Below are 18,968 nucleotides of genomic sequence, written 5' to 3'. Positions count from 1 at the left end.
AAGGACATGCTTCAACATGATATTCATTTGAAATTACAGGCCTGCCCCCTGTTAAAAACATGAAGCAAAAGAAAGGAGAGAAGTATGGCAAAAAATTTGTACAAACTCGGAGAGTGGGCGTTTTGCAGACCGAAAAGAGTGATGTTCGGATGGCTGTGCATCCTGGCCATTGCGGGAGCCGCTGTATGGGGTCTTGGGACTTCCTTTGATGGAGAAATTACAATTCCCGGGACGAAGTCTGAGAAGGCGGGTGATCTGCTGAAGAAGGAGTTTCCTGCCGATGATGACAACGGCACCATTCAACTGATTTTTAAAGCCCCGAAAGGGAAAACACTGGAGTCTGAATCTGTCAGGAAAGATATACAAAAAACATTGAAAGAAACTGCTGAAGATAAGGCTGTTAAATCAGTAGCCGACCCTTATCAAAGCAGAACAATAAATAAAGACAAAAAAATCGGATATGCAACTGTCACTTATAAAACAGAGGCTGATCAAGTTACTGAAGCGTCGAAAGAGAAAATACAGGAGGCTGCCAAGATAGCGGGAGACAAAGGAATTCAGACTGAACTCGGAGGATCAGTCACATTTTCAGAACTGGAAATCGGCGGAGCTTCTGAGGCTATAGGAGTTATCATAGCCTACCTCATTTTAGCATTCACGTTCGCTTCCTTCCTTGCTGCGGGGCTTCCGATTATTACGGCTCTAATCGGGCTAGGGAATGGGATTATCCTCGTAATGATCGGTTCGAATTTTGCCACGATGACATCAGTAAGCTTGTCACTTGCTGTCATGATCGGACTTGCAGTCGGTATTGACTATGCACTATTTATGATTTCGAGAGCCCGCAGTCTTATGGCCGAAGGATTGAGTTTGAAAGAATCAGTTGCCCGCGCTACGGGAACGGCCGGAAGCGCCGTTGTTTTTGCGGGAGGCACCGTGATTATCGCCCTCTGCGGTTTGTCTGTCGTAGGCATCCCTTTCTTGGCAAATATGGGGCTGGCGGCTGCGGCGGTTGTATTTTTGGTTGTATTGGTTTCGATTACCGCTGTACCTGCTATTCTCAGCTTTGCAGGTGATCGCATTACACCCGGGAAGAAAAATAAATGGTTTGCTAACATATTGAAGAGCAGGGAGAAAAAGAACTCTGAATCAAACATATGGGGACGATTCGTCACCCGTTATCCGCTATTCATCGTATTAGCCGGTGTCATCTTGACCACAGTCTTAAGTTTGCCTGCTCTGCACCTTGATCTGGGCATGCCTGACAATGGAATGAAATCGAAAGATACGATTGAACGGCGGGCGTATGATTTAATGGCTGAAGGATTTGGAGAAGGAGTGAACGGACCGCTCATCTTAATCGCTGATGCGTCTAAGGATAAAAATCCTCAAACCGCCATTCAAAAGGCTGCTAAAAGGTTGGAGGATATATCCAATATAGACAGCATGTCCCCGCCTATTCCAAATCAATCCGGAAAATATGCAATGATAAATATAACGCCGAAAACGGGTCCGGAGAATCCAAAAACAAAAGAGCTTGTGGAAGACATCCGGGACAAGGCAGAGCAAATTGCAAAAAAAGATAATGTTAAATTTGAGGTGACAGGGCCAACAGCAGTCAATATTGATATATCAAATAAATTGACTGATGCGCTTTCCAAATTCACAATTATTGTTGTCGGTTTTGCATTTATTCTTCTGGTGGTCGTTTTCCGTTCGATTCTTGTCCCGGTAAAGGCGGTGCTCGGTTTTATGATGACGCTGACAGCCACGCTGGGTTTTACAGTCAGTGTCCTGCAGGACGGCCATCTGAACAATCTGTTCGGCATACCAGCAGCAGGGCCTGTTCTGAACTTTCTTCCTATTCTGGTGCTCGGCATTTTATTTGGACTTGCGATGGATTATGAAGTGTTTCTTGTCAGCAGCATACGAGAGGCGTATGTGCAATCAGGCGATGCAAGAAAATCAATACTCGCAGGATTGAAACACAGCGGATCAGTTGTTACTGCAGCCGGGTTAATTATGATTTTTGTTTTCGCCAGCTTTATTTTCGGAGATGATATCACCATTAAGTCGATGGGGCTTGCCCTCGCATTTGGGGTCTTGTTCGATGCTTTCGTCGTTCGATTGACTCTGGTCCCCGCCATCATGTCGCTATTAGGACGAACAGCCTGGTATTTGCCCAAGTGGCTGGATCGTATATTGCCGAAAGTAGATATTGAAGGGGTGTCTCTTATTAACGAACTAGAAGACAAGGAAGCTCAAAAGATAGATAAAGCAATATAAAGAAGGAGACGCTCTTAACTTTTGGTTATAGTGATCAACTTCGTTTGTGGGTCAATGATCAAGAAGTATACAAGGGAAAGGGTTGGACATTTAATCCCCCGGAAACTGATGGATTCGTGCAGAAATTACGAATACCGAGATCTTCAATACTGAGAATTTCGGGTGGGGTTTGAGTATGAAAACAGGGCTGTCTGATATGTCATTTGTGACAGAAGAAAAATAATGCGTAACAATAGTATAGGAGCTTCCAGGCGGAAGCTCCTTTTTTACTCTAAAGCTATCGCAGTTGTATGGCTGTGAATCTTCTTGCCTTTTCTAAAATAAGCCAGCTTGCACCTTCTCACCCGGCTCATGAAACATCTTCATCAACGCCCATTCTCAGGTCCGGTCATATAACTCTGCGAGATCCCGAACTATTTCGCGCTGCGTTTTTCTCTTTCTTCAAATCAAGGCCGAATCTGCCGGATTCCCGTCCGTCCAAAATTCGATGTATTTTTTCGCTTTTTCCAACTCCATATTGAACTGGATGATGTCGATAACGCCTGTTTTCCGATCCCGAGGACATCGATCGGCTGATTTCGGTGCCGCTCACAGGTTAAAAAGTGATAAAGAATGAACTGTTTTTGTTCAGGAGCACAGCGTCACAAGGCAGGTTATAAGCGAATATATATTTTATAAGTTTGAGGAACTCGAACTAATTAAAAAAGATACGGGCCACGACAAAATTTGCGTGAAGAATTTAGATAAAGGCTGATAAGTATTACAGAAGTCTTTGTAATTTGATTTTTCCTAAAATTATTGAATCATTCATTACGAAGTTACTTTTTCATCTTACATAAAAAACCTATGTATCAAGTTGCAAATTCTTCATTACTGCTTTTCAAAAGAATGGTTGGTAAAACTAAAACAAAAGAAAGATCCTCCTGTAATGAACGGTTGCTCCCTTCGGTTTATTGTTATTTGCAGAACAACTTTCAGGTATACATCGTATGACAGAATTGTTGGCTAATGGACAAGTGTATAAAGAATATATACAAGTACCAATTGATAAGGAGTGATTAGGGGTGGTTCTGTTATAACCCTTTATTGAAAGAAATAGTTTCAACTTGTCTTGGATAGGAAACATGAAGCAGCCCGTTCAAAAGCTGTAGTTTTAATAAATGTGATTCGGTTGGTTCAGGTAGTTGAATAATCCGTTCAAATTCTCCGTAATACCGTTCTCGCGAGATCTCCATTTGGGACGGAAAAACAGGCGTGATTGTTCCTTTAATTAACAGCAACGTTCTGGAGATTAATTGAATTATTAATTCCTCCTCGTATACGCCGGGCACTTCCACAATGATAAAATTATATTCTTCATCTTGATATAGATCATATATGATCTTATTTTCTGATTCAAAGAATTGTTCAGGACCTTTATGCTTAAATACGTTTGACCAAAAGTCATTTTGCTTGTATTCGTTAGTAATCTCAAGCCACTTTCGAATTTTTTCGATATTCATATGAGGTTCTCCTTATATTTGATTTGAAATTGGTGCAGAAGGGTTTCCGATTTGATCTTGGTCACTGACGTCTGTATCAAGATTTCCAGTGTTTAAAAGTGAAGATGAAGGCGAAAAATCCCCTAAAGAAAAATTTGCTCCAAAATATTTGCTGTTCGCCGTATGACTGTTATGCACAGTTGGGCCGATGTCCATATTTCCATTTTGCGTGATTCCATTAACCTTAATATTCGCAATATTAATTTGATACGGCATAAATGAAACTCCTTTAATAATCTATGATTGGCGGTGGTGTAATCGGAGGAGAATTTATGTTGGCTGTATCAGAGTTTCCGATTTCTGTCTGATCATTTACATCAGGATCATTTAAGAAGTTTTCCATTATTGATTCTGTAGGTGATGTATCACCGAAAGAAGAAGTGATCCCTTGAGATTTATTATTGCTGGTAGGGCTGTTATGGGCTGCCTCGCCTATTGTAATTGAACCATTGCCCGAAATGCTGTTGATTTTTAAATAATAAAGGTTGATTACTGTAGACGGCATTTTATCAACCCCTTCCATCCTTCTGTACACTACAGTATGCTTTACTGTACCCAATTGTTCCTTAGGTTCGTGCATGTTACTCGCTTTTAACCCTTTGTAAACGAACGCGACATCACTGACACATTGGCTACACCAATTTTATTTATTAGTGAAAGACGAATGGTCAATCTCTTGTATAAAAAATTTGTACAATGGAATCAAGAATTGAAGCACTCAAGATGAATGCAGAGAAATGAAAGTTAGCTGTTTAGGATTTGAAAATCCAAGTGATGAATTTATTAAAAGTATTATATTTGAAAAGGGAGAGGATGATTGGGAAGTGGGGAGATACAGGAATTAACTGAAAAAATGTTTGATGCAGCAAAAGTATTACAGAGCATTCAATCAATATAATGTTAGGGAGGGAAAATAGATGTCAAAAATTAATCAATTAATTACTAAAATAAAATCTTTACCTAACTGTCGGATTCATGAACCTGTAGGGTTACCGGAAATTGATCAGACGAAGCAGATTCTACCCGAAGATGTAAAAGAGTTCTATCGACTTTGTGGCGGAGTATCTCTATATGAGAATGAAGAATATCCTATTCACATTGTTTCCCCGGAAGAATTTGTCTTGGCTAACCCGGTAATTGTCGGAGAACTATGTGAAGAAGACATTTCTTCAAATTGGTATATTATATGTAATGACGGTAAGGATGAATATTTGACAATTGACCTTCATGAAAAGAGACTAGGAAGATGCTATGATAGCTTCTTTAATCGGCATGCTCTCATTGGAGAGTCACAAATTGTAGCTGCCTCGTTTACAGATTTGTTCGAAAGACTCATCAGGAACAGGGGGCATTATTGGTATTGGTTGGAGAGTGATTTTAAATCACTTGGGGATGCATATGATGAGGAAGAATAACACTGTTAAATTCTTTTGAGTAAGATCCAATGGCTGTAGAAATTAAGGATAAACATTATTGTTATCAGGTCGGCCATAGACACCTTTGACAGTCATTTTTATTATTTAGAGGAAAATGTTGGATTTTTCCTTTCGGAGTTTCTTTATTTGAATCCGATATCGCTTTGTAATATGATTAGAGACAAGAAAAACGAACGTGAATATTTAGCCCAAGATGGATAGCCTGCAGGGTTGCTGATCTTTTACACATGGCTTGTTGTACAGCTGATTGTCGGCCGTTTTGAATTTGCGGAAGAAAGAGAGCATGAAGGATGTCATTGAATCCAGAACAGCCCGTCAAACAAGAGGCAGGCCAAGAGATATCGAGATTGATCGAAGCATGCCACGGGGCCTGCTTAATCTGTTTTAGCTTTCCCCAGTCTACTCCTAACAATTACCATGAATATTATGTATGCAACCGCAATAATAACAGTTAAAATCTCAATTTTTATAACAGTATTATTTAAAATTATTAGCAGAAATACGAGTAATGTTGCAGTCCACCATATAGACTCATACTTTTTGTCACTCTGATCTTGATTCCTCTTGCTTTTAATTCGGTCAAGTATCAGACAAGCGGCCCCAAAACCGAATAAAACAATTGTTGTCACAGTAGGCGGGAAATTTTCTTTCATCGTGTTCATTAGTACTCCAATCACAGCACAACTCAAAAAAATCCAAAGACCTTTCATAAAAGAATCATACCCTTCTTAAATTTCACATCCTCTTTTCACCCATGAAAGCAGACGACCGGCTTTTTATAACGTCAATATCAGTGATAATCGCGCTTTGAAGCACCAGAATTAAATACAAGTATAAAACGAAAGATAAAATAAATTCTATTCGTCGGATCCTTTTCATATGGTACATCAAGTAAGAGAGCAGGATAAGGGGGTTGCTCTGTTTTATGTTCCCGTCATTTCTTTCATTTTTGCATTTAAAGCATCATAATCCTTATTTTTAAAGGATACATCTATTCTGTCCACCCTTTTTGAATCTGGAAAGAGCCATAAATGTTGAGTGAATTTTATTCCAAAAGGTCCGACTATTCGGTAAATCAGGTTTAAAATATGAAAACAATCTAAGTCTACCTCATCTTTTAGATGGTTCTTAACCCTAATAATGACAAAGTTGTCGATGGTTTCAAATCCAGGTTTTCGTGGAGAAATATTGTTAATTTTACAAAGCAGCTTCACAGATTGTTTGAATATATCTGTAATATCATTATTTTTCGCCAAAAAGACCACACCATTATTTTGTTTTTATGGTACCATTATCCACGAAAAAATTAAAGTAATTCAATCCTGTTGATTGGCTTAGTTTGAAATATGAATAAGCGTTTTGATCGAATGGACGAGTGGTTTGACAGGAGGAAATAGGTGACCGAATTAGCGGAGAAGATCGGAGCGGATATGAGGCGTACGTCATTAGACTCGCGTCCCTTTCAGTTCATAATGTCCAATTGAGTTTAGTAAAGATCTTCATTTACCAAACTGTCCCTAAGGTCTTAGTCTGTAAAGACATTGTCTTTTTGTAGAGAAAGGGTAGCGCTTATTTGTGTCAAACTTTGAATTCAAAAACATATGTGGCTTTGAAATAAAGTTGATCATGTTAAATAAAATTCGATAACTCGTAAAAAAGTTTGATACAATTACGTTAATAGCTGAATTGTGACAATTTCGCAAACGGGCCATTTAACGTTAAAGGAAGGATGTACCATGACCAAACATCAGATTTATACAATGAGTGTCGCAAGAGTCTATCCCTATTATATTTCGAAAGCAGAGAAAAAAGGACGAACAAAATCTGAAGTCGATGAAATCATTCGTTGGCTGACGGGATATAGCCAGGAAGAGTTAGAAGTACAATTGGAAAAACAGACAGACTTTGAGACCTTCTTTGCGGAAGCACCCCAATTGAATCCTTCACGTGCTTTGATCAAAGGTGTAGTCTGCGGCATCCGGGTGGAAGATATTGAAGAATCAACGATGCGGGAAATTCGCTATTTGGATAAGCTAATCGATGAGCTAGCAAAGGGAAAAGCGATGGAGAAGATTTTACGTAAATAATTATTAATAACAAAGACACATACTGATTCGAATTATATAGCTTTATTTTTAAGCAATTTTAAATAATCGGCCTGATTGAGCCCAAACATGATCAAACTTTTTGTAAAAAATGTATACTAATTCACAAAAGAAGAAATCCATTTTGATCAAACATTTTTCGAAATGGATTCTTTTTAGTTGTTCTAAAATGGGTTTCTGCGAGATGTTTTATTTCAAAGCCTTAAATCAAGGGTTTCAGAGGGATAACCTGCGAACGGGAAATCAAAGTATATTCTTGTGAGAAGGGGCTGAAAATCCAAGTGGCAGAATTCTGTCACTATACAGTAGTAAGAGAAGATTGTGTGATTCTGAAACTATAAATCCTAAAAAGATTTGTTCACATAATGCTAATTCTTTGAACAAATGTTGTTAGAGGGTTGTGGCTTTAATAAATGGGTTATCCATGTGTTGATAGAACACTGGAAATCGATAAGGTAATATGTAGAAATTGTATAAAAAAATAAAAAGCTGGTTAGAGACTCACATGTGTATTTACAGTCGTGATAAAGGGTTGCAGAAGATGCACCTCTTCTAGCCAAGATTAGCCCGCTTCAATGTAATAAATAAAAGAGCCAGGTTGATATAGTCCTGAACCTCTTAATTGATATCACTTCCGATTTTCCTTCTCCGCCCGTTAAACTCATGAAATATCTTCATCAGCGCGCGTTTCTCAGGTCCGGACACCTAGCTCCTTCGCGATTTCGTGCTGCGGCTTCTCTTTCTTCAAATCAAGGCCGAAGCGGCCGACGATGACTTCTTTTTCTCTGCTGTGATGTCGATGTATTTTTTGACTTTTTCAAGCTCTGTGCCTGAGCTGGATGGTGTCGATGAACGTCTTCGTTTTCCGATCCTGAGGACATCGGTGAGGCTGATTTCGTTGCCACTCGCAGGTTTCCGTTTTTGTTACATGAAAGTGATAAAGAATTGACTAGTTTTGCTCAGGTAGAGCTTACGGTAGATCATCTGTAGACAAGATTTGAGGTAGGATTAAACACGAACTGGGCGATGACGCTTTAACGTTAAGTAATGCTTCGCCTTGGTATAAATTGTCCAAGATTACATCAATGATACTAATACGGCGGTAAGCGATGGCATACACCAGTTACTTGAAGCAAGTCATTACCATACCTAGATTTATCGCCTTTTCGATAGAAAAAAGAGCCTTCCTCCATTGGCTAAGAATTAACGTCTGAAGGAAGTGCTCATACCCCGACTCACAAATTCCATATCTTCCGCTAAAAATGCAGCTATTCATGCCATTATATACACTTATTGACTGTGAAATTGCTATAATGTGGTTAATTCTCATTCGCGTTTTGATGATCAGAAGAACCATGATCCCATCGTGAATTACTACATAAAGAAACAGAAGATGGAGTCAAAGCAATGAGATGATATAGAATGTTAATTTAATGCGCACGAGTACACCATACCTTGGAGAGTTGGTGGATTCTTTAATCATCTTCTGGCAGATACTCACCCCTTTCATAACCATTTTTAAAGCTGTGTAACAACCCTATAGTTTATGCCTGCTTAACTAGAAATCGTTATGAGACAGGAAAATTTCTTCGTGGATATGTTAAACAAAGAACAAAAAAGAAGATCGTCTTAATAGGTTTTTTCTCAAGATCGATCAGTTAGGATTTTATAGGTAATCGTATATAGTCGAAGAAAGGATGAGATTGATGAAGGAATATTTTTCAATTGGAGAAACAGCCCGTCTAAATAACATTTCCATTCAAACATTGCGCTATTATGATAAGATCGGAATTTTCAAGCCTCAATGTAAAGATCAGGATAATGGTTATCGATATTACCATGTTAAACAGTTCTTTTATTTAGATATTATTAAATATCTCAAATATATTAAAACGCCTTTGGAAGAAATTAAGCGCATTATCTCACATACATGTACCCCTGAACTTATGCAAACTTTTCTTGAGGAGCAAGAAAGCGTGATTGAGCGTGAAATGGAAAGACTCGAACGGGCCAGACAATTGCTTCAAAGAAGAAAGAATCAGCTTCATGAACAATTGGAGATACGCACTAAAAAAGAAGAAGGTCTGGTTTATGTTCGACATATAGAAGGTCAAACCATTTTAAAAGTAGCGACACCTCAAGTGAATCCTCATGACCAATCAGATTTGTATTACCGAAAACTGGCTGAAGTCCTTGAAGAAAGAGGAGATATAGTTGATAACTATTACGGACTTATTTATGATTTAAAGCCTTATAAAGATTCCGGTGATATTTATTGCAACAGTGTTTATACGACGATTTATGATGGAGTAAAGATAGATACAGGAGAACAAAACATTAGGATAGATACAATCCCATCCGGTGAATATGTGTGCATTGCATTTGATTGCTCTTCAACTAATTATTTTTCGTATTATCAAAAACTGTACCATTTTATTGAATCTTACGGCATCCAAACGGATGGAAAAGTATATCAGGTTTCTCTTCCAAACAGCTATAACTCATTAAGAGATGAAGACTTCCTCACAGAATTTAGAGTGCGGAAAAAATAACGAACCCCTTGACCCTATAGTTGCTATAGGGTTTATGATTTATGCATCGTTCTGATGAATATTTGAAAGGAAGGATGAGATGACAAATAAAGAAGATGGGATGCTTCGGTTGCGCATGCCGCAATGGCACGGTGTAAGCAGCCTGCTGGGAGCCCATTTATTAAACTGGCTTGCATCTAAATCGATTAGTCCATTTAACGAAGAACATGTCGATTTAGATGCGAGCCTCTCAAATTTTAATAAAAAATGAATCTAAAACAAAAGGAGCGATGAAGATGAGAACACCGATAGATGAACCAATTTGGTACGCCTACCCTGGAATGGTAGCTGTCGTTACGGCTCAATATGAAGGTGAAAAAAACGCAATGGCTTCCGGGTGGCATACGTATATTGGATCTTCTCCCGGAATGTACGGGATATCATTAAACAAAGAGACATATACTTACAAATTGATTGAGAAAAGTGGCGTTTTCGGTGTCAATTTTCTTCCGGGGAGATGTTCGGAACTCATTCAAGCACTAGGCACCCGTAGCGGTAGAGATATAAATAAGTTTGAAGCATTTCATATTCAATACGAAGCAGGACTAAAAGCCGAGGTACCGATTTTAACTGATGCGTATTTTGCTTATGAGTGTAAAGTACACAGTGTTTCCACTTTGGGCGATCAAGAGTGGATTGTGGGAGAAGTTTTACAGAGATATCAAGATAAAGAGCTTTTCTTAAAAAATGGAATGCCGAATTTAGAAAAACTGGATATTCCGCTTCATATTGGAGGGTCCAGCTATCGAATATTAAATAGCAAAGCAGAGGAACATCAACACGATTTTTATCCCAATACTGATTGAAACATTCAGGTTCCTCCATATTTATTGTTACATGGCATACATGCTCATAAAACCACTGTGTCCTGGGTTCCATCCAAATGAATCTATCTTCTCAGACAAATAATTTGTAAGAGTAGAGAAATCCTTTATCAAAATAAATGTGCAGTGGATTCCGCTAAAAATCCATTAACTTATCTCAAACAAAAATGAGACCCAAAGACTGCAAAGATTCTTTAAGAAAGCTTTGCGGTCTTTTGATATTTCTAAGACTCAATTCATTTTACCAGATCACTTCCCCTTTACCTTCTACGTCCGGCAAACCCCTTGAAACATCTTCATCATCCGTTTCTCAGGTCCGGCAACATAGCTCCTCGAAATCCCGAGCTCCTTCGCGGCTGCGCGCTGCTTTTTCTCTTTCTTCAAATCATGGCCGAAGCGGCCGACGATGACTTCTTTTTCTCTGCGGCCTGAGGATGTCGGTGTATTTTTTGACTTTTTGAAGCAGAGTGCCCTGAGCTGGTGGTGTCGATGACGTCTTCAAGGAGCTTACCGTTACCGGTTAGGTTTATCAGGTAATATACTTTTACTTGGTCGGGGAACTCAAACTAATTAAAAAAATACCGAACTATATTGGCAGCTTTTTTGCTATTACTTTGAAGTACCCTGACATGCCATCTTTGACATGTACTAGGTATTATCAGCCCTGAAAATAGTGCGCATTTTGGAGTATGAAATAATGCAACTGCTTGTAATGAATGACTTCAAATGCTTGAATACCGGGTTTTTATAAATGAATGATGAGCATTTATTTTATTGAGTGTATAACTTAATACAATGATTGTGTGTTCGAAAGAAAAAGAAGCAGACTTTCCGGGTCCGCTTCTTAGTTCATATTAATTGCGTTCTCCTATATTTACAACAATTCTTCCTCTTGCTTCGCCTCTTAATAAGGTAGGAAGAACATCCGGTAATTGATCAAGCGTTACTTCTTTCTGAACAAAGCTTTCTAAATTGGATGGCTTAAGTTCACCGGCTAGGCGCTGCCACGTTTTTTGTCTAGTTTCCATTGGACAATAAACGGAATCAATTCCCAACAAATTCACTCCTCTTAGTATGAACGGAAATACTGTGGATGGAAGCTTTGTACCGGCTGTTAACCCGCTAACGGCCACCGACCCTCCGTATTGAATTCGGCTAAGTATTGATGCCAGAGGTTCACCGCCTACAGGATCGACAGCAGCTGCCCATTTTTGTTTTTGCAACGGTTTTAAGGTGCCGTTATATACTTCATTCCGATGAATAACAGTTTTAGCGCCCAGTTCTTTCAGGTAGCTGATTTCTTTTTCTTTTCCTGTACTTGCTTCAACATGATAGCCGCCTGCTGAGAGAATAGACACAGCAAAACTGCCGACTCCGCCTGTCGCTCCTGTGACAAGTACCCTGCCTTTTTCAGGTGTAACATCATTTTCTTCAAGGCGCTGTACGGATAATGCAGCAGTAAAGCCGGCAGTACCAATAATCATCGCTTCTTTTAACGTAAGCCCATCTGGAAGGGGAACAATCCAATCAGCAGGAATCCGAGCGTATTCACTGTAGCCGCCAAAATGGGAAACACCTATTTCATAGCTGGTAGCAATGACTCTGTCTCCTGCTTGAAAACGGTCATCCTCTGAGGAGACGACCACTCCAGATAAATCAATACCAGGAACAAATGGATAGGTTGATACAATGTTCCCTTGAGGAATGGCTGCAAGACTGTCTTTATAGTTTACACTGGAATAACAAACCCGAATAAGCACTTCTCCCTTTTGCAAATCTGAAGAAGTTAACTTTTGGACGTTTACTGAAAAATTATGATTTGCATTGTTTATTACCAGAGCGTTGAATTCCATGTTCAAAAATACTCCTTTTGATTTTCATCTAATATTTCAAACAATTTTTTGTACTTTGATATCATTTCTTGGTCCTCAATTTTATGACCGGAATTGTAAAAGGTGATTGAGCCCGATCCTTTACCAAGTTGGTTATGATCAAGAATTTTCTTCAACTGTTTTGCAGTACCGATACTGCCTGAAATGATATCAACGTGTACTCCAAACAGTTTTTCAAAACTGTTTTTGAAAAACGGAAAGTGAGTGCATCCCAGCACAATGGTTCCGTATTCTTTCAAATCAAAGGAAGACAGTTCATTCATTAAATACTTTGTAACTTTTCCCTCGCTAAAATCAAAGTTCTCAGCAAATTCAACCAGCCCTGGAAGAGCTAAGCAATCAACAAGTTCATGGTGATCAATTTCTTTGACTAGATTATGAAATTTCTCTTCTTTAAGCGTCAAGTTAGTAGCAACTACGAGAACTCTTTTTCTTTCGTCTTCACAGTTTTTTATAGCGGGCTTAACAGCAGGTTCGATTCCGATTATCGGAAAATCGAAATTTTTCCGAAGATCCTCTATCGCAATGCTAGTAGCTGTATTACATGCAATAACGAGAGCTTTGATATTTTGACTGGCCATAAATTCAACTGCATTAAAAATATATTCTCTAACTTCTATCTTTGATTTTTCACCGTATGGAACGTTTAAAGTGTCTGCATAAAAAATGTAATCTTCATAAGGAAGAACTTTTATGGCCTCATATAATACAGACATTCCACCTATTCCGGAATCAAAAAATCCTATTTTCATAACTTTTCACGCTTTCTATCTAATTCTTTTTTTATCATATGACTTCATATCATCTTAATCAAACGAAAAAGAACCATTTTAATATTCGAATTTAATATGGGAGATATCTATTTTTCGAATAGGATAGTTTTAATTCAATATGTTACCTTAGAGCAAAACTTGAGAAGGGAGAGATAGGGTGGAAATGTTTAATAGTAAAAATGTTGGTGGTGTAATATGTTGAAGTCATCAAAATCAAATCAACCAATGAAGTTTTCGGGCTTTGGGCTCATTCAGAATCAAGATAAAGACAGCCTTTCGAGAAAAATTACTAGGGAAGCGGATTTATTCAAAGTATGGCATCTTGGTATCCCTGGTATTAATAATCGTGAATGGATGCTAAGTATCAACGGAATGGTTGATAAACCGAATCAATTCAGTTTGGAGGATTTAAAAGCATTTCCACAAACATCTGTAATGGCGTTTCATGAGTGTGCAGGAAATCCCCTTTATCCAAAAGTGCCGCAACGGCGAGTTGGAAACGTTGTCTGGAAAGGCGTCAGGCTCGCGGATTTATTCAGTATGGTTGGTGTTAAAGAAGAGGCATGCTTTGTTATTTCAAAGGGTTTTGATCAAGGGATTTATAATCAAAAATACTATGCCGAATACGAGAAAGATCTTCCTCTGACAAAGGCGTTAAATCCAAACGTATTAATAGCTTTGGAAATTAACGACGAGCCGTTAACTGTAGATAGAGGAGGTCCTGTTCGACTTGTTGTTCCCGGCTATTATGGAACTAACTCTACAAAATGGCTGACTCATTTGATCGTTTCCGATACAAGAAGCAAAAGTGATTTCACAACCAAATATTATGTTGACCGGGAAGTAGTAGACGGACAACCAAAAGAGTCACCGGTATGGGCTGTAAGTCCGAACAGTATGATTGTACATCCTCAAAATGGACAATTGGTTAAACAAGAAGTGCTTGATATTTTCGGTTGGACATGGGCAGAAAATCCAATTGTATCAGTTGAAGTATCAACTGATGGGGGAGAGAATTGGCAAGAAGCTATAGTTGAGGCCCGTAAGAATGTTGAGTGGCAAAAATTTTCTTTCCGTTGGCTCCCAAAATCTGCAGGTGAATATTTAATCATTGCCCGAGCGTTCGACTCATTAGGAAATTGTCAGCCTTTAACTTCAAGACGCAATCAAGTATCAAGGGCAATGATCTTCGTTCAAAATTCTTTGGACGAGAAAGATATACATCCCAATATTGACTAGGTTTCAGCATCCAGGGCGCGAAATCAAGAAGAAAAAGCAAACTATCTATCGTAGTTTGCTTTTTTGCTATACTTTATTATTTTATATAAACAATGAGATACACCTATATTTTTACATCCTCCTGGCAAAGTTTATTTAAAAGCTGCTTAACCGAAATTTCCTCAGTCAGTGATCGTATTCCTTGACCTGCCCACAAAGACATCTGATCATGGTTATTTTGAAGTGATGCCTGCTGTCTCATTGGCTTGGTCAGTGTATTTTGATAAGGATATGGAAGGGTTTGTGTTTCATATCCTTCTTTTTCTTCCATCCATTTATTCACGATTCCTCTTGCCTCTTTGCCTGAAAACAGTTTCGTAAGCTTTGTATCTGCTTCGTTTGCTTCGAGTACTTTCTGTTTATGTACTGCATGTGCGTTACTCTCGTGGCAAATTAAAAAAGCAGACCCGATTTGTACGCCTTGTGCTCCAAGCGTTAAAGCTGCTTTTACCCCTCTGTGGTCTGTCATTCCGCCTGCAGCTATGACTGGAACACCCAGTGCATCTGCTGCTTGTGGAACCAGAGCCATCAAACCTACGGCAGATTCACCTTTGGAAGGCAGGAATGCTCCGCGATGTCCACCGGCTTCGCTGCCTTGAAGGACGACGATGTCCATTCCCCGTTCTTCCATTAACATTGCTTCTTCTACAGTTGAAGCGGTTCCAATTAAACAGCATCCAGAGGCTTTTAGTTCTTTTACTGCATCTTCAGGCGGCAGATCAAAAGTGAATGAGCAAGCCTTCACTTTGTATCTTAAGATAATATCAATTTTTTGATAGAAATCATCCCACTCTTCTTGTACAGATTTGAATTGATTTACTTGATCAGCTAACGGGATGTTTTTTTTCCACTTTTCCACTTGATCTTCTGAAGGCATTTCAAGGTCTGACGGAACAAACACATTAATTTGAAAAGGAGCGTCTGTCAGCTCAAACATTTCTTTTGTTTGTTGTTCCAGTATTTCTGGCGTAAGGTATCCCGATGCTAAACTTCCGAGAGCGCCTTGATTCGAAACTGCTGATGCAAGTCGTGGCTTTGTAATACCGCCAGCCATTGGAGCCTGAATAATAGGCTTCGTTAAGGAAAACATCTTCATAAATTCATTCATACCGAATCCCCCCGTTAAGACATGACTTTTTGAAAAAAGTGTCATTTTCAATTTTGCTCAAAGATCCGTATTCGCTTAAACATTTAGTTTTCCTTCTTTGTCAACTCAAGTTTTTTCTGAAAATGCGTCCTCATATGAGTTAAAAAAGCAGATAAAGCAGGTGTTATTAAAGTGTCTTTTCGCCTAATAAACATAGTTGTTACTGAAGAATATTTGTCAGAGATGGTATGGCTGCGGATGCGTCCTTGTTTTTCATGTGCAGCAATAATTGAACGGGGCAGGAGTGAAATACCCAAGCCGGCACTAACACAACCAATGATCGCTTCAAGTATTCCGAATTCCATCAATTTTACAGGCAATAAACCTTCTTCTTGCAGGATATGATTGAGTTTTGCTCTGTAAGAGCACCCCTCGCGGAATACCAGCATTGTTTGTGTTTGAACATCATGAAAGGAAGAAACAGCTGTGTGTGAAGCACTCGTAACCAGAACCAACTCTTCTTCCAATACCTTTTCTTGAACTAAATCAGGATGTTCAATAGGTCCTGAAATAAAAGCGCCGTTTAACTCATAGTGCAACACTGCTTGTATTTGTTGTTCGGTAGGACCGGTTTCCAAAGTTAAATCAACGTTCGGATAATGGTTACTATAATCTGCAAGGAGTTCAGGCAGCCAAACTGCAGCCGTTGTTTCCATGGACCCAATACGCAGAGGTCCGGAAGGCGCGGATGATTCACCCATGGCTGCTCTAGCTTCTTCAATGGTATTTAGAATTTTTTCTGAATATGAAACAAGAATTTGCCCTGTGGGGGTAAGTGTGATCCCTCGTCTATGGCGATAGAATAATTTTGTCTGTAAATCGGCTTCCAGTTGCTGTATCTTATTCGTTACGTTCGATTGTGCATAATTTAAAGCTTGAGCTGCCTTAGAAATACTGCCTTCTCGAGCAGTAGTGAGAAAAACGTTCAACAGCTGAATATTCATAATGATCCTCCTGAAAATTGATATCTAATTTTGAGATATCTAACATCTTAATTTTGAATTATATATGATAGGAGAACTTCATGTAAACTAAGCTTTGAAAAATAAGCTATTTCTTGAATGAGCCGGAGTAAAAAACACTGGAGGGATATAAATGACAACATATCATTTTATAGAAATAAAGGGCATAAATGTATTTTATCGCAAAGCTGGGGATCCAAAAAGACCGGTTATTTTATTGCTTCATGGCTTTCCAACATCAAGTCACATGTTCCGGGAACTAATACCTATTCTAGCAAATGACTATTATGTAATTGCACCCGATTACCCGGGTTTCGGTAATACGACGTCGCCTGATAGAGAAAAGTTTGAATATACATTTGATCACATTACTGAAATTGTTGCAGCTTTCGTAGATCGACTTAGTCTAAAGAAATATGCACTTTATGTCTTTGATTATGGCGCCCCCATCGGCTTTCGTTTAGCTATGAAACATCCGGAACGCGTTGCAGCAATAATCAGTCAAAATGGGAACATCTATCGTGAAGGTTTGGGGGAAAAATGGGCTAAGCGGGAAGACGATTGGAAAAATCCAACACAAGAAAAAAGAGACAGCTACCGTACAGCATTTGCACCAGAAACGATTAAGAATCAGTATCTTGATGGGACACAAAATAATCAAGTATCGCCAGATGGCTATACTCTTGATATTGCATATATGTCCCGGCCGGGAAATGATGAAAAACAATTAGATTTAATCTTCGATTATCAAAATAATGTAAAACTTTACCCGGCGTTTCAACAATATCTGCGTGAACAACAACCGCCTTTATTGGCAGTATGGGGTAAAAATGACGTTTCGTTTATTCCGCAAGGTGCTCTGGCCTTTAAAAAAGATTTGCCTGATTCCGAGATTCATTTATTAGATTCTGGACATTTTGCATTGGAAACACATGCGAATGAAATCGGGAGATTGATTTTAAATTTCTTAAAAAATAATGGTATATAAACCCGGGGTCACGATTAGGGGATAAAAAGACAATTAATTTTTATAAGGAGAGATTTGGTTGAAGGAGATATCACCTAAACAAGGGATGATTCTTATTACTTCGCTTGTTATGATTTGGAGTTTGAATTGGCCTGTTACAAAGATTGCGTTGGAATATACACCTCCTTTTCTGTTCTCGGGCATGAGAACTTTTCTTGGTGGGATCATTCTTTTCATTGTTTTTTTGCCCAAAATCAGGAATTTGAATCTCAGAGAAAATTGGGGCATATATTCAATATCCACTATATTTAATGTCATTCTTTATTATGGACTCCAAACAATTGGACTAAATTATTTACCTTCTGGATTATTTTCAGTTATTGTTTTCCTTCAGCCAGTATTAGTCGGAATGATGGCCTGGATATGGCTTCAAGAGAAAATGACAAAATCTAAGTTCATTGGTTTGATTTTGGGCATTATAGGAGAAGCGGTGATCAGCGAAGGGAGCTTTTCAGGAGAAATTTCAATTGTTGGTGTTTTACTTGCCGTGGGTACCGCAGTAAGTTGGGCGATTGGCACAGTCTACGCCAAAAAAATAGAACAGAGGGTAGACGTACTAAGCATGATCATCGTTCAGTTTATGATTGGCGGTATTATATTAACAGCCATTGGTGCCTCTATTGAGAATTGGCGAGATATTCAACTGAATTTTTCGTATATGTTTGGTTTATTATTTGGAGCTATTCTAGTCATTGCCTTGGGATGGTTAATTTACTTCACGTTAGTTAGACTTGGAGAGGCGAGTAAAGTAGCTTCTTACATGTTTGTTATACCAATCGTTGCATTAATGATTGGCGCACTTTTCTTAAATGAACCAATTACTTTAAATATATTAGTAGGCATAATTTTGGTTACTATGAGTATTTATTTTGTGAATAGAAAGCCGAAGAAATTAGATGTTGCAAGAATTGAGAGTGAACAACTGTGAACCTAATAACATGCCGTAGCTACACATTTATTCAGTGTTCGTTTACAGTCTAAAACAGTGTCCATTTTGTGACCAAAATGAATGACTTCAAAATGCTTGAAATAACAGGATTTTGGAACTGATAATCCACTTATTGGGGCCTGGTGAAATAAAAGAAGCCGGAACTTTAGACCGGCTT

General features: G+C 38.7%; 18 protein-coding genes and 4 pseudogenes. 11 read left to right on the top strand and 11 right to left on the bottom strand.

The window, feature by feature from the left end:
* Positions 1 to 84 precede the first annotated feature (84 nt).
* Positions 85 to 2,286 (top strand): MMPL family transporter, encoded by a 2,202-nt coding sequence (locus tag AB447_RS04955; protein WP_048353002.1) that lies wholly within the window; start codon positions 85 to 87, stop codon positions 2,284 to 2,286.
* A gap of 1,073 nt (positions 2,287 to 3,359) precedes the next feature.
* Here the strand turns inward: AB447_RS04955 and AB447_RS04950 are convergent.
* Genes AB447_RS04950 through AB447_RS04940 form a run of 3 tightly spaced genes read right to left on the bottom strand, consistent with a single transcriptional unit; the run spans position 3,360 to position 4,332 of the window.
* Positions 3,360 to 3,788 carry an Hsp20/alpha crystallin family protein gene (locus AB447_RS04950; protein WP_048353003.1) on the bottom strand — a complete coding sequence of 143 codons (429 nt, stop codon included), beginning with the start codon at positions 3,786 to 3,788 and terminating at the stop codon, positions 3,360 to 3,362.
* Positions 3,789 to 3,800: 12 nt separating this feature from the next.
* Complete coding sequence (locus AB447_RS04945) at positions 3,801 to 4,043, bottom strand: spore germination protein (protein ID WP_048353004.1); 243 nt, start codon at positions 4,041 to 4,043, stop codon at positions 3,801 to 3,803.
* A 13-nt stretch (positions 4,044 to 4,056) separates the two neighbouring features.
* On the bottom strand, positions 4,057 to 4,332 hold the full coding sequence (locus AB447_RS04940) for a spore germination protein (protein ID WP_048353012.1): 276 nt from the start codon (positions 4,330 to 4,332) through the stop codon (positions 4,057 to 4,059).
* 324 nt (positions 4,333 to 4,656) lie between these two features.
* Between AB447_RS04940 and AB447_RS27455 the strand changes: the two are divergent.
* A pseudogene (locus AB447_RS27455) lies at positions 4,657 to 4,744 on the top strand (hypothetical protein); the annotation flags it as partial.
* Positions 4,745 to 5,242, top strand: a complete 498-nt coding sequence (locus tag AB447_RS04935) for an SMI1/KNR4 family protein (RefSeq protein WP_048353005.1) — start codon at positions 4,745 to 4,747, stop codon at positions 5,240 to 5,242.
* A 395-nt stretch (positions 5,243 to 5,637) separates the two neighbouring features.
* On the opposite strand, the gene AB447_RS04930 is transcribed toward AB447_RS04935, so the two are convergent.
* Together AB447_RS04930 and AB447_RS04925 are read right to left on the bottom strand one after the other, a co-directional pair.
* Positions 5,638 to 5,925 carry a hypothetical protein gene (locus AB447_RS04930; RefSeq protein WP_048353013.1) on the bottom strand — a complete coding sequence of 96 codons (288 nt, stop codon included), beginning with the start codon at positions 5,923 to 5,925 and terminating at the stop codon, positions 5,638 to 5,640.
* A 261-nt stretch (positions 5,926 to 6,186) separates the two neighbouring features.
* The gene (locus tag AB447_RS04925) at positions 6,187 to 6,519 is read right to left on the bottom strand and encodes a hypothetical protein (RefSeq protein ID WP_048353006.1); all 333 of its coding nucleotides are present in this window, start codon (positions 6,517 to 6,519) and stop codon (positions 6,187 to 6,189) included.
* Between the two features lie 480 nt (positions 6,520 to 6,999).
* Between AB447_RS04925 and AB447_RS04920 the strand changes: the two genes are divergently transcribed.
* Complete coding sequence (locus AB447_RS04920; protein WP_048353007.1) at positions 7,000 to 7,350, top strand: DUF2200 domain-containing protein; 351 nt, start codon at positions 7,000 to 7,002, stop codon at positions 7,348 to 7,350.
* 646 nt (positions 7,351 to 7,996) lie between these two features.
* Here AB447_RS04920 and AB447_RS25005 read toward each other — a convergent pair.
* Positions 7,997 to 8,271, bottom strand: a pseudogene (locus AB447_RS25005) (hypothetical protein); the annotation flags it as partial.
* 803 nt (positions 8,272 to 9,074) lie between these two features.
* Between AB447_RS25005 and AB447_RS04915 the strand changes: the two are divergent.
* From AB447_RS04915 to AB447_RS04910, 3 genes are all read left to right on the top strand, one after another.
* Positions 9,075 to 9,920 carry a MerR family transcriptional regulator gene (locus tag AB447_RS04915; protein ID WP_048355449.1) on the top strand — a complete coding sequence of 282 codons (846 nt, stop codon included), beginning with the start codon at positions 9,075 to 9,077 and terminating at the stop codon, positions 9,918 to 9,920.
* A 79-nt stretch (positions 9,921 to 9,999) separates the two neighbouring features.
* Entirely contained in the window at positions 10,000 to 10,170 is a 171-nt protein-coding gene (locus AB447_RS25685) for an arginase (protein ID WP_096891862.1), read from the top strand.
* Positions 10,171 to 10,195: 25 nt separating this feature from the next.
* Positions 10,196 to 10,765 (top strand): flavin reductase family protein, encoded by a 570-nt coding sequence (locus AB447_RS04910; RefSeq protein WP_048355450.1) that lies wholly within the window; start codon positions 10,196 to 10,198, stop codon positions 10,763 to 10,765.
* A gap of 285 nt (positions 10,766 to 11,050) precedes the next feature.
* On the opposite strand, the pseudogene AB447_RS25000 reads toward AB447_RS04910, so the two are convergent.
* From AB447_RS25000 to murI, 3 genes and pseudogenes are all read right to left on the bottom strand, one after another.
* Positions 11,051 to 11,283 (bottom strand): annotated as a pseudogene (locus tag AB447_RS25000) (hypothetical protein); the annotation flags it as partial.
* 354 nt (positions 11,284 to 11,637) lie between these two features.
* Complete coding sequence (locus tag AB447_RS04905; protein WP_096891861.1) at positions 11,638 to 12,642, bottom strand: NADPH:quinone oxidoreductase family protein; 1,005 nt, start codon at positions 12,640 to 12,642, stop codon at positions 11,638 to 11,640.
* On the bottom strand, positions 12,639 to 13,427 hold the full coding sequence (murI, locus tag AB447_RS04900; RefSeq protein WP_048355452.1) for a glutamate racemase: 789 nt from the start codon (positions 13,425 to 13,427) through the stop codon (positions 12,639 to 12,641). The genes AB447_RS04905 and murI overlap by 4 nt, the downstream gene beginning before the upstream one ends.
* A 216-nt stretch (positions 13,428 to 13,643) precedes the next feature.
* Here murI and AB447_RS27450 point away from each other — a divergent pair.
* Positions 13,644 to 14,246 (top strand): annotated as a pseudogene (locus AB447_RS27450) (molybdopterin-dependent oxidoreductase); the annotation flags it as partial.
* Complete coding sequence (locus AB447_RS27445) at positions 14,229 to 14,687, top strand: molybdopterin-binding protein (RefSeq protein WP_411801418.1); 459 nt, start codon at positions 14,229 to 14,231, stop codon at positions 14,685 to 14,687. The pseudogene AB447_RS27450 and the gene AB447_RS27445, both read left to right, overlap by 18 nt.
* Positions 14,688 to 14,790: 103 nt before the next feature.
* On the opposite strand, the gene AB447_RS04890 is transcribed toward AB447_RS27445, so the two are convergent.
* The gene (locus tag AB447_RS04890) at positions 14,791 to 15,834 is read right to left on the bottom strand and encodes a nitronate monooxygenase (protein ID WP_048355453.1); all 1,044 of its coding nucleotides are present in this window, start codon (positions 15,832 to 15,834) and stop codon (positions 14,791 to 14,793) included.
* A gap of 83 nt (positions 15,835 to 15,917) precedes the next feature.
* Complete coding sequence (locus AB447_RS04885; RefSeq protein ID WP_048355454.1) at positions 15,918 to 16,817, bottom strand: LysR family transcriptional regulator; 900 nt, start codon at positions 16,815 to 16,817, stop codon at positions 15,918 to 15,920.
* Positions 16,818 to 16,968: 151 nt separating this feature from the next.
* Here AB447_RS04885 and AB447_RS04880 point away from each other — a divergent pair, with 151 nt between their 5' ends.
* Together AB447_RS04880 and AB447_RS04875 are read left to right on the top strand one after the other, a co-directional pair.
* Positions 16,969 to 17,823: an alpha/beta fold hydrolase gene (locus tag AB447_RS04880; RefSeq protein ID WP_057957454.1), complete on the top strand. Its 855-nt coding sequence runs from the start codon at positions 16,969 to 16,971 to the stop codon at positions 17,821 to 17,823.
* A 58-nt stretch (positions 17,824 to 17,881) separates the two neighbouring features.
* A complete protein-coding gene (locus AB447_RS04875; protein WP_048355456.1) occupies positions 17,882 to 18,790 on the top strand; it encodes a DMT family transporter in 909 nt (302 codons plus the stop codon).
* Positions 18,791 to 18,968: the final 178 nt, after the last annotated feature.

The sequence above is a fragment of the Bacillus glycinifermentans genome (assembly GCF_001042475.2).
Classification (GTDB): Bacteria; Bacillota; Bacilli; order Bacillales; family Bacillaceae; genus Bacillus; species Bacillus glycinifermentans.
The sequence above is the reverse complement of the archived record's forward strand: the minus strand, read 5'-3'. Positions and strand labels throughout refer to the sequence as shown.

Excerpts from the sequence above, each read along its gene's own strand:
- AB447_RS04955 (WP_048353002.1), top strand. The coding sequence starts at position 85 with ATGGCAAAAAATTTGTACAAACTCGGAGAGTGGGCGTTTTGCAGACCG.
- AB447_RS04950 (WP_048353003.1), bottom strand. The coding sequence starts at position 3,788 with ATGAATATCGAAAAAATTCGAAAGTGGCTTGAGATTACTAACGAATAC.
- AB447_RS04945 (WP_048353004.1), bottom strand. The coding sequence starts at position 4,043 with ATGCCGTATCAAATTAATATTGCGAATATTAAGGTTAATGGAATCACG.
- AB447_RS04940 (WP_048353012.1), bottom strand. The coding sequence starts at position 4,332 with ATGCCGTCTACAGTAATCAACCTTTATTATTTAAAAATCAACAGCATT.
- AB447_RS04935 (WP_048353005.1), top strand. The coding sequence starts at position 4,745 with ATGTCAAAAATTAATCAATTAATTACTAAAATAAAATCTTTACCTAAC.
- AB447_RS04930 (WP_048353013.1), bottom strand. The coding sequence starts at position 5,925 with ATGAACACGATGAAAGAAAATTTCCCGCCTACTGTGACAACAATTGTT.
- AB447_RS04920 (WP_048353007.1), top strand. The coding sequence starts at position 7,000 with ATGACCAAACATCAGATTTATACAATGAGTGTCGCAAGAGTCTATCCC.
- AB447_RS04915 (WP_048355449.1), top strand. The coding sequence starts at position 9,075 with ATGAAGGAATATTTTTCAATTGGAGAAACAGCCCGTCTAAATAACATT.
- AB447_RS25685 (WP_096891862.1), top strand. The coding sequence starts at position 10,000 with ATGACAAATAAAGAAGATGGGATGCTTCGGTTGCGCATGCCGCAATGG.
- AB447_RS04910 (WP_048355450.1), top strand. The coding sequence starts at position 10,196 with ATGAGAACACCGATAGATGAACCAATTTGGTACGCCTACCCTGGAATG.
- murI (WP_048355452.1), bottom strand. The coding sequence starts at position 13,427 with ATGAAAATAGGATTTTTTGATTCCGGAATAGGTGGAATGTCTGTATTA.
- AB447_RS04890 (WP_048355453.1), bottom strand. The coding sequence starts at position 15,834 with ATGAATGAATTTATGAAGATGTTTTCCTTAACGAAGCCTATTATTCAG.
- AB447_RS04885 (WP_048355454.1), bottom strand. The coding sequence starts at position 16,817 with ATGAATATTCAGCTGTTGAACGTTTTTCTCACTACTGCTCGAGAAGGC.
- AB447_RS04880 (WP_057957454.1), top strand. The coding sequence starts at position 16,969 with ATGACAACATATCATTTTATAGAAATAAAGGGCATAAATGTATTTTAT.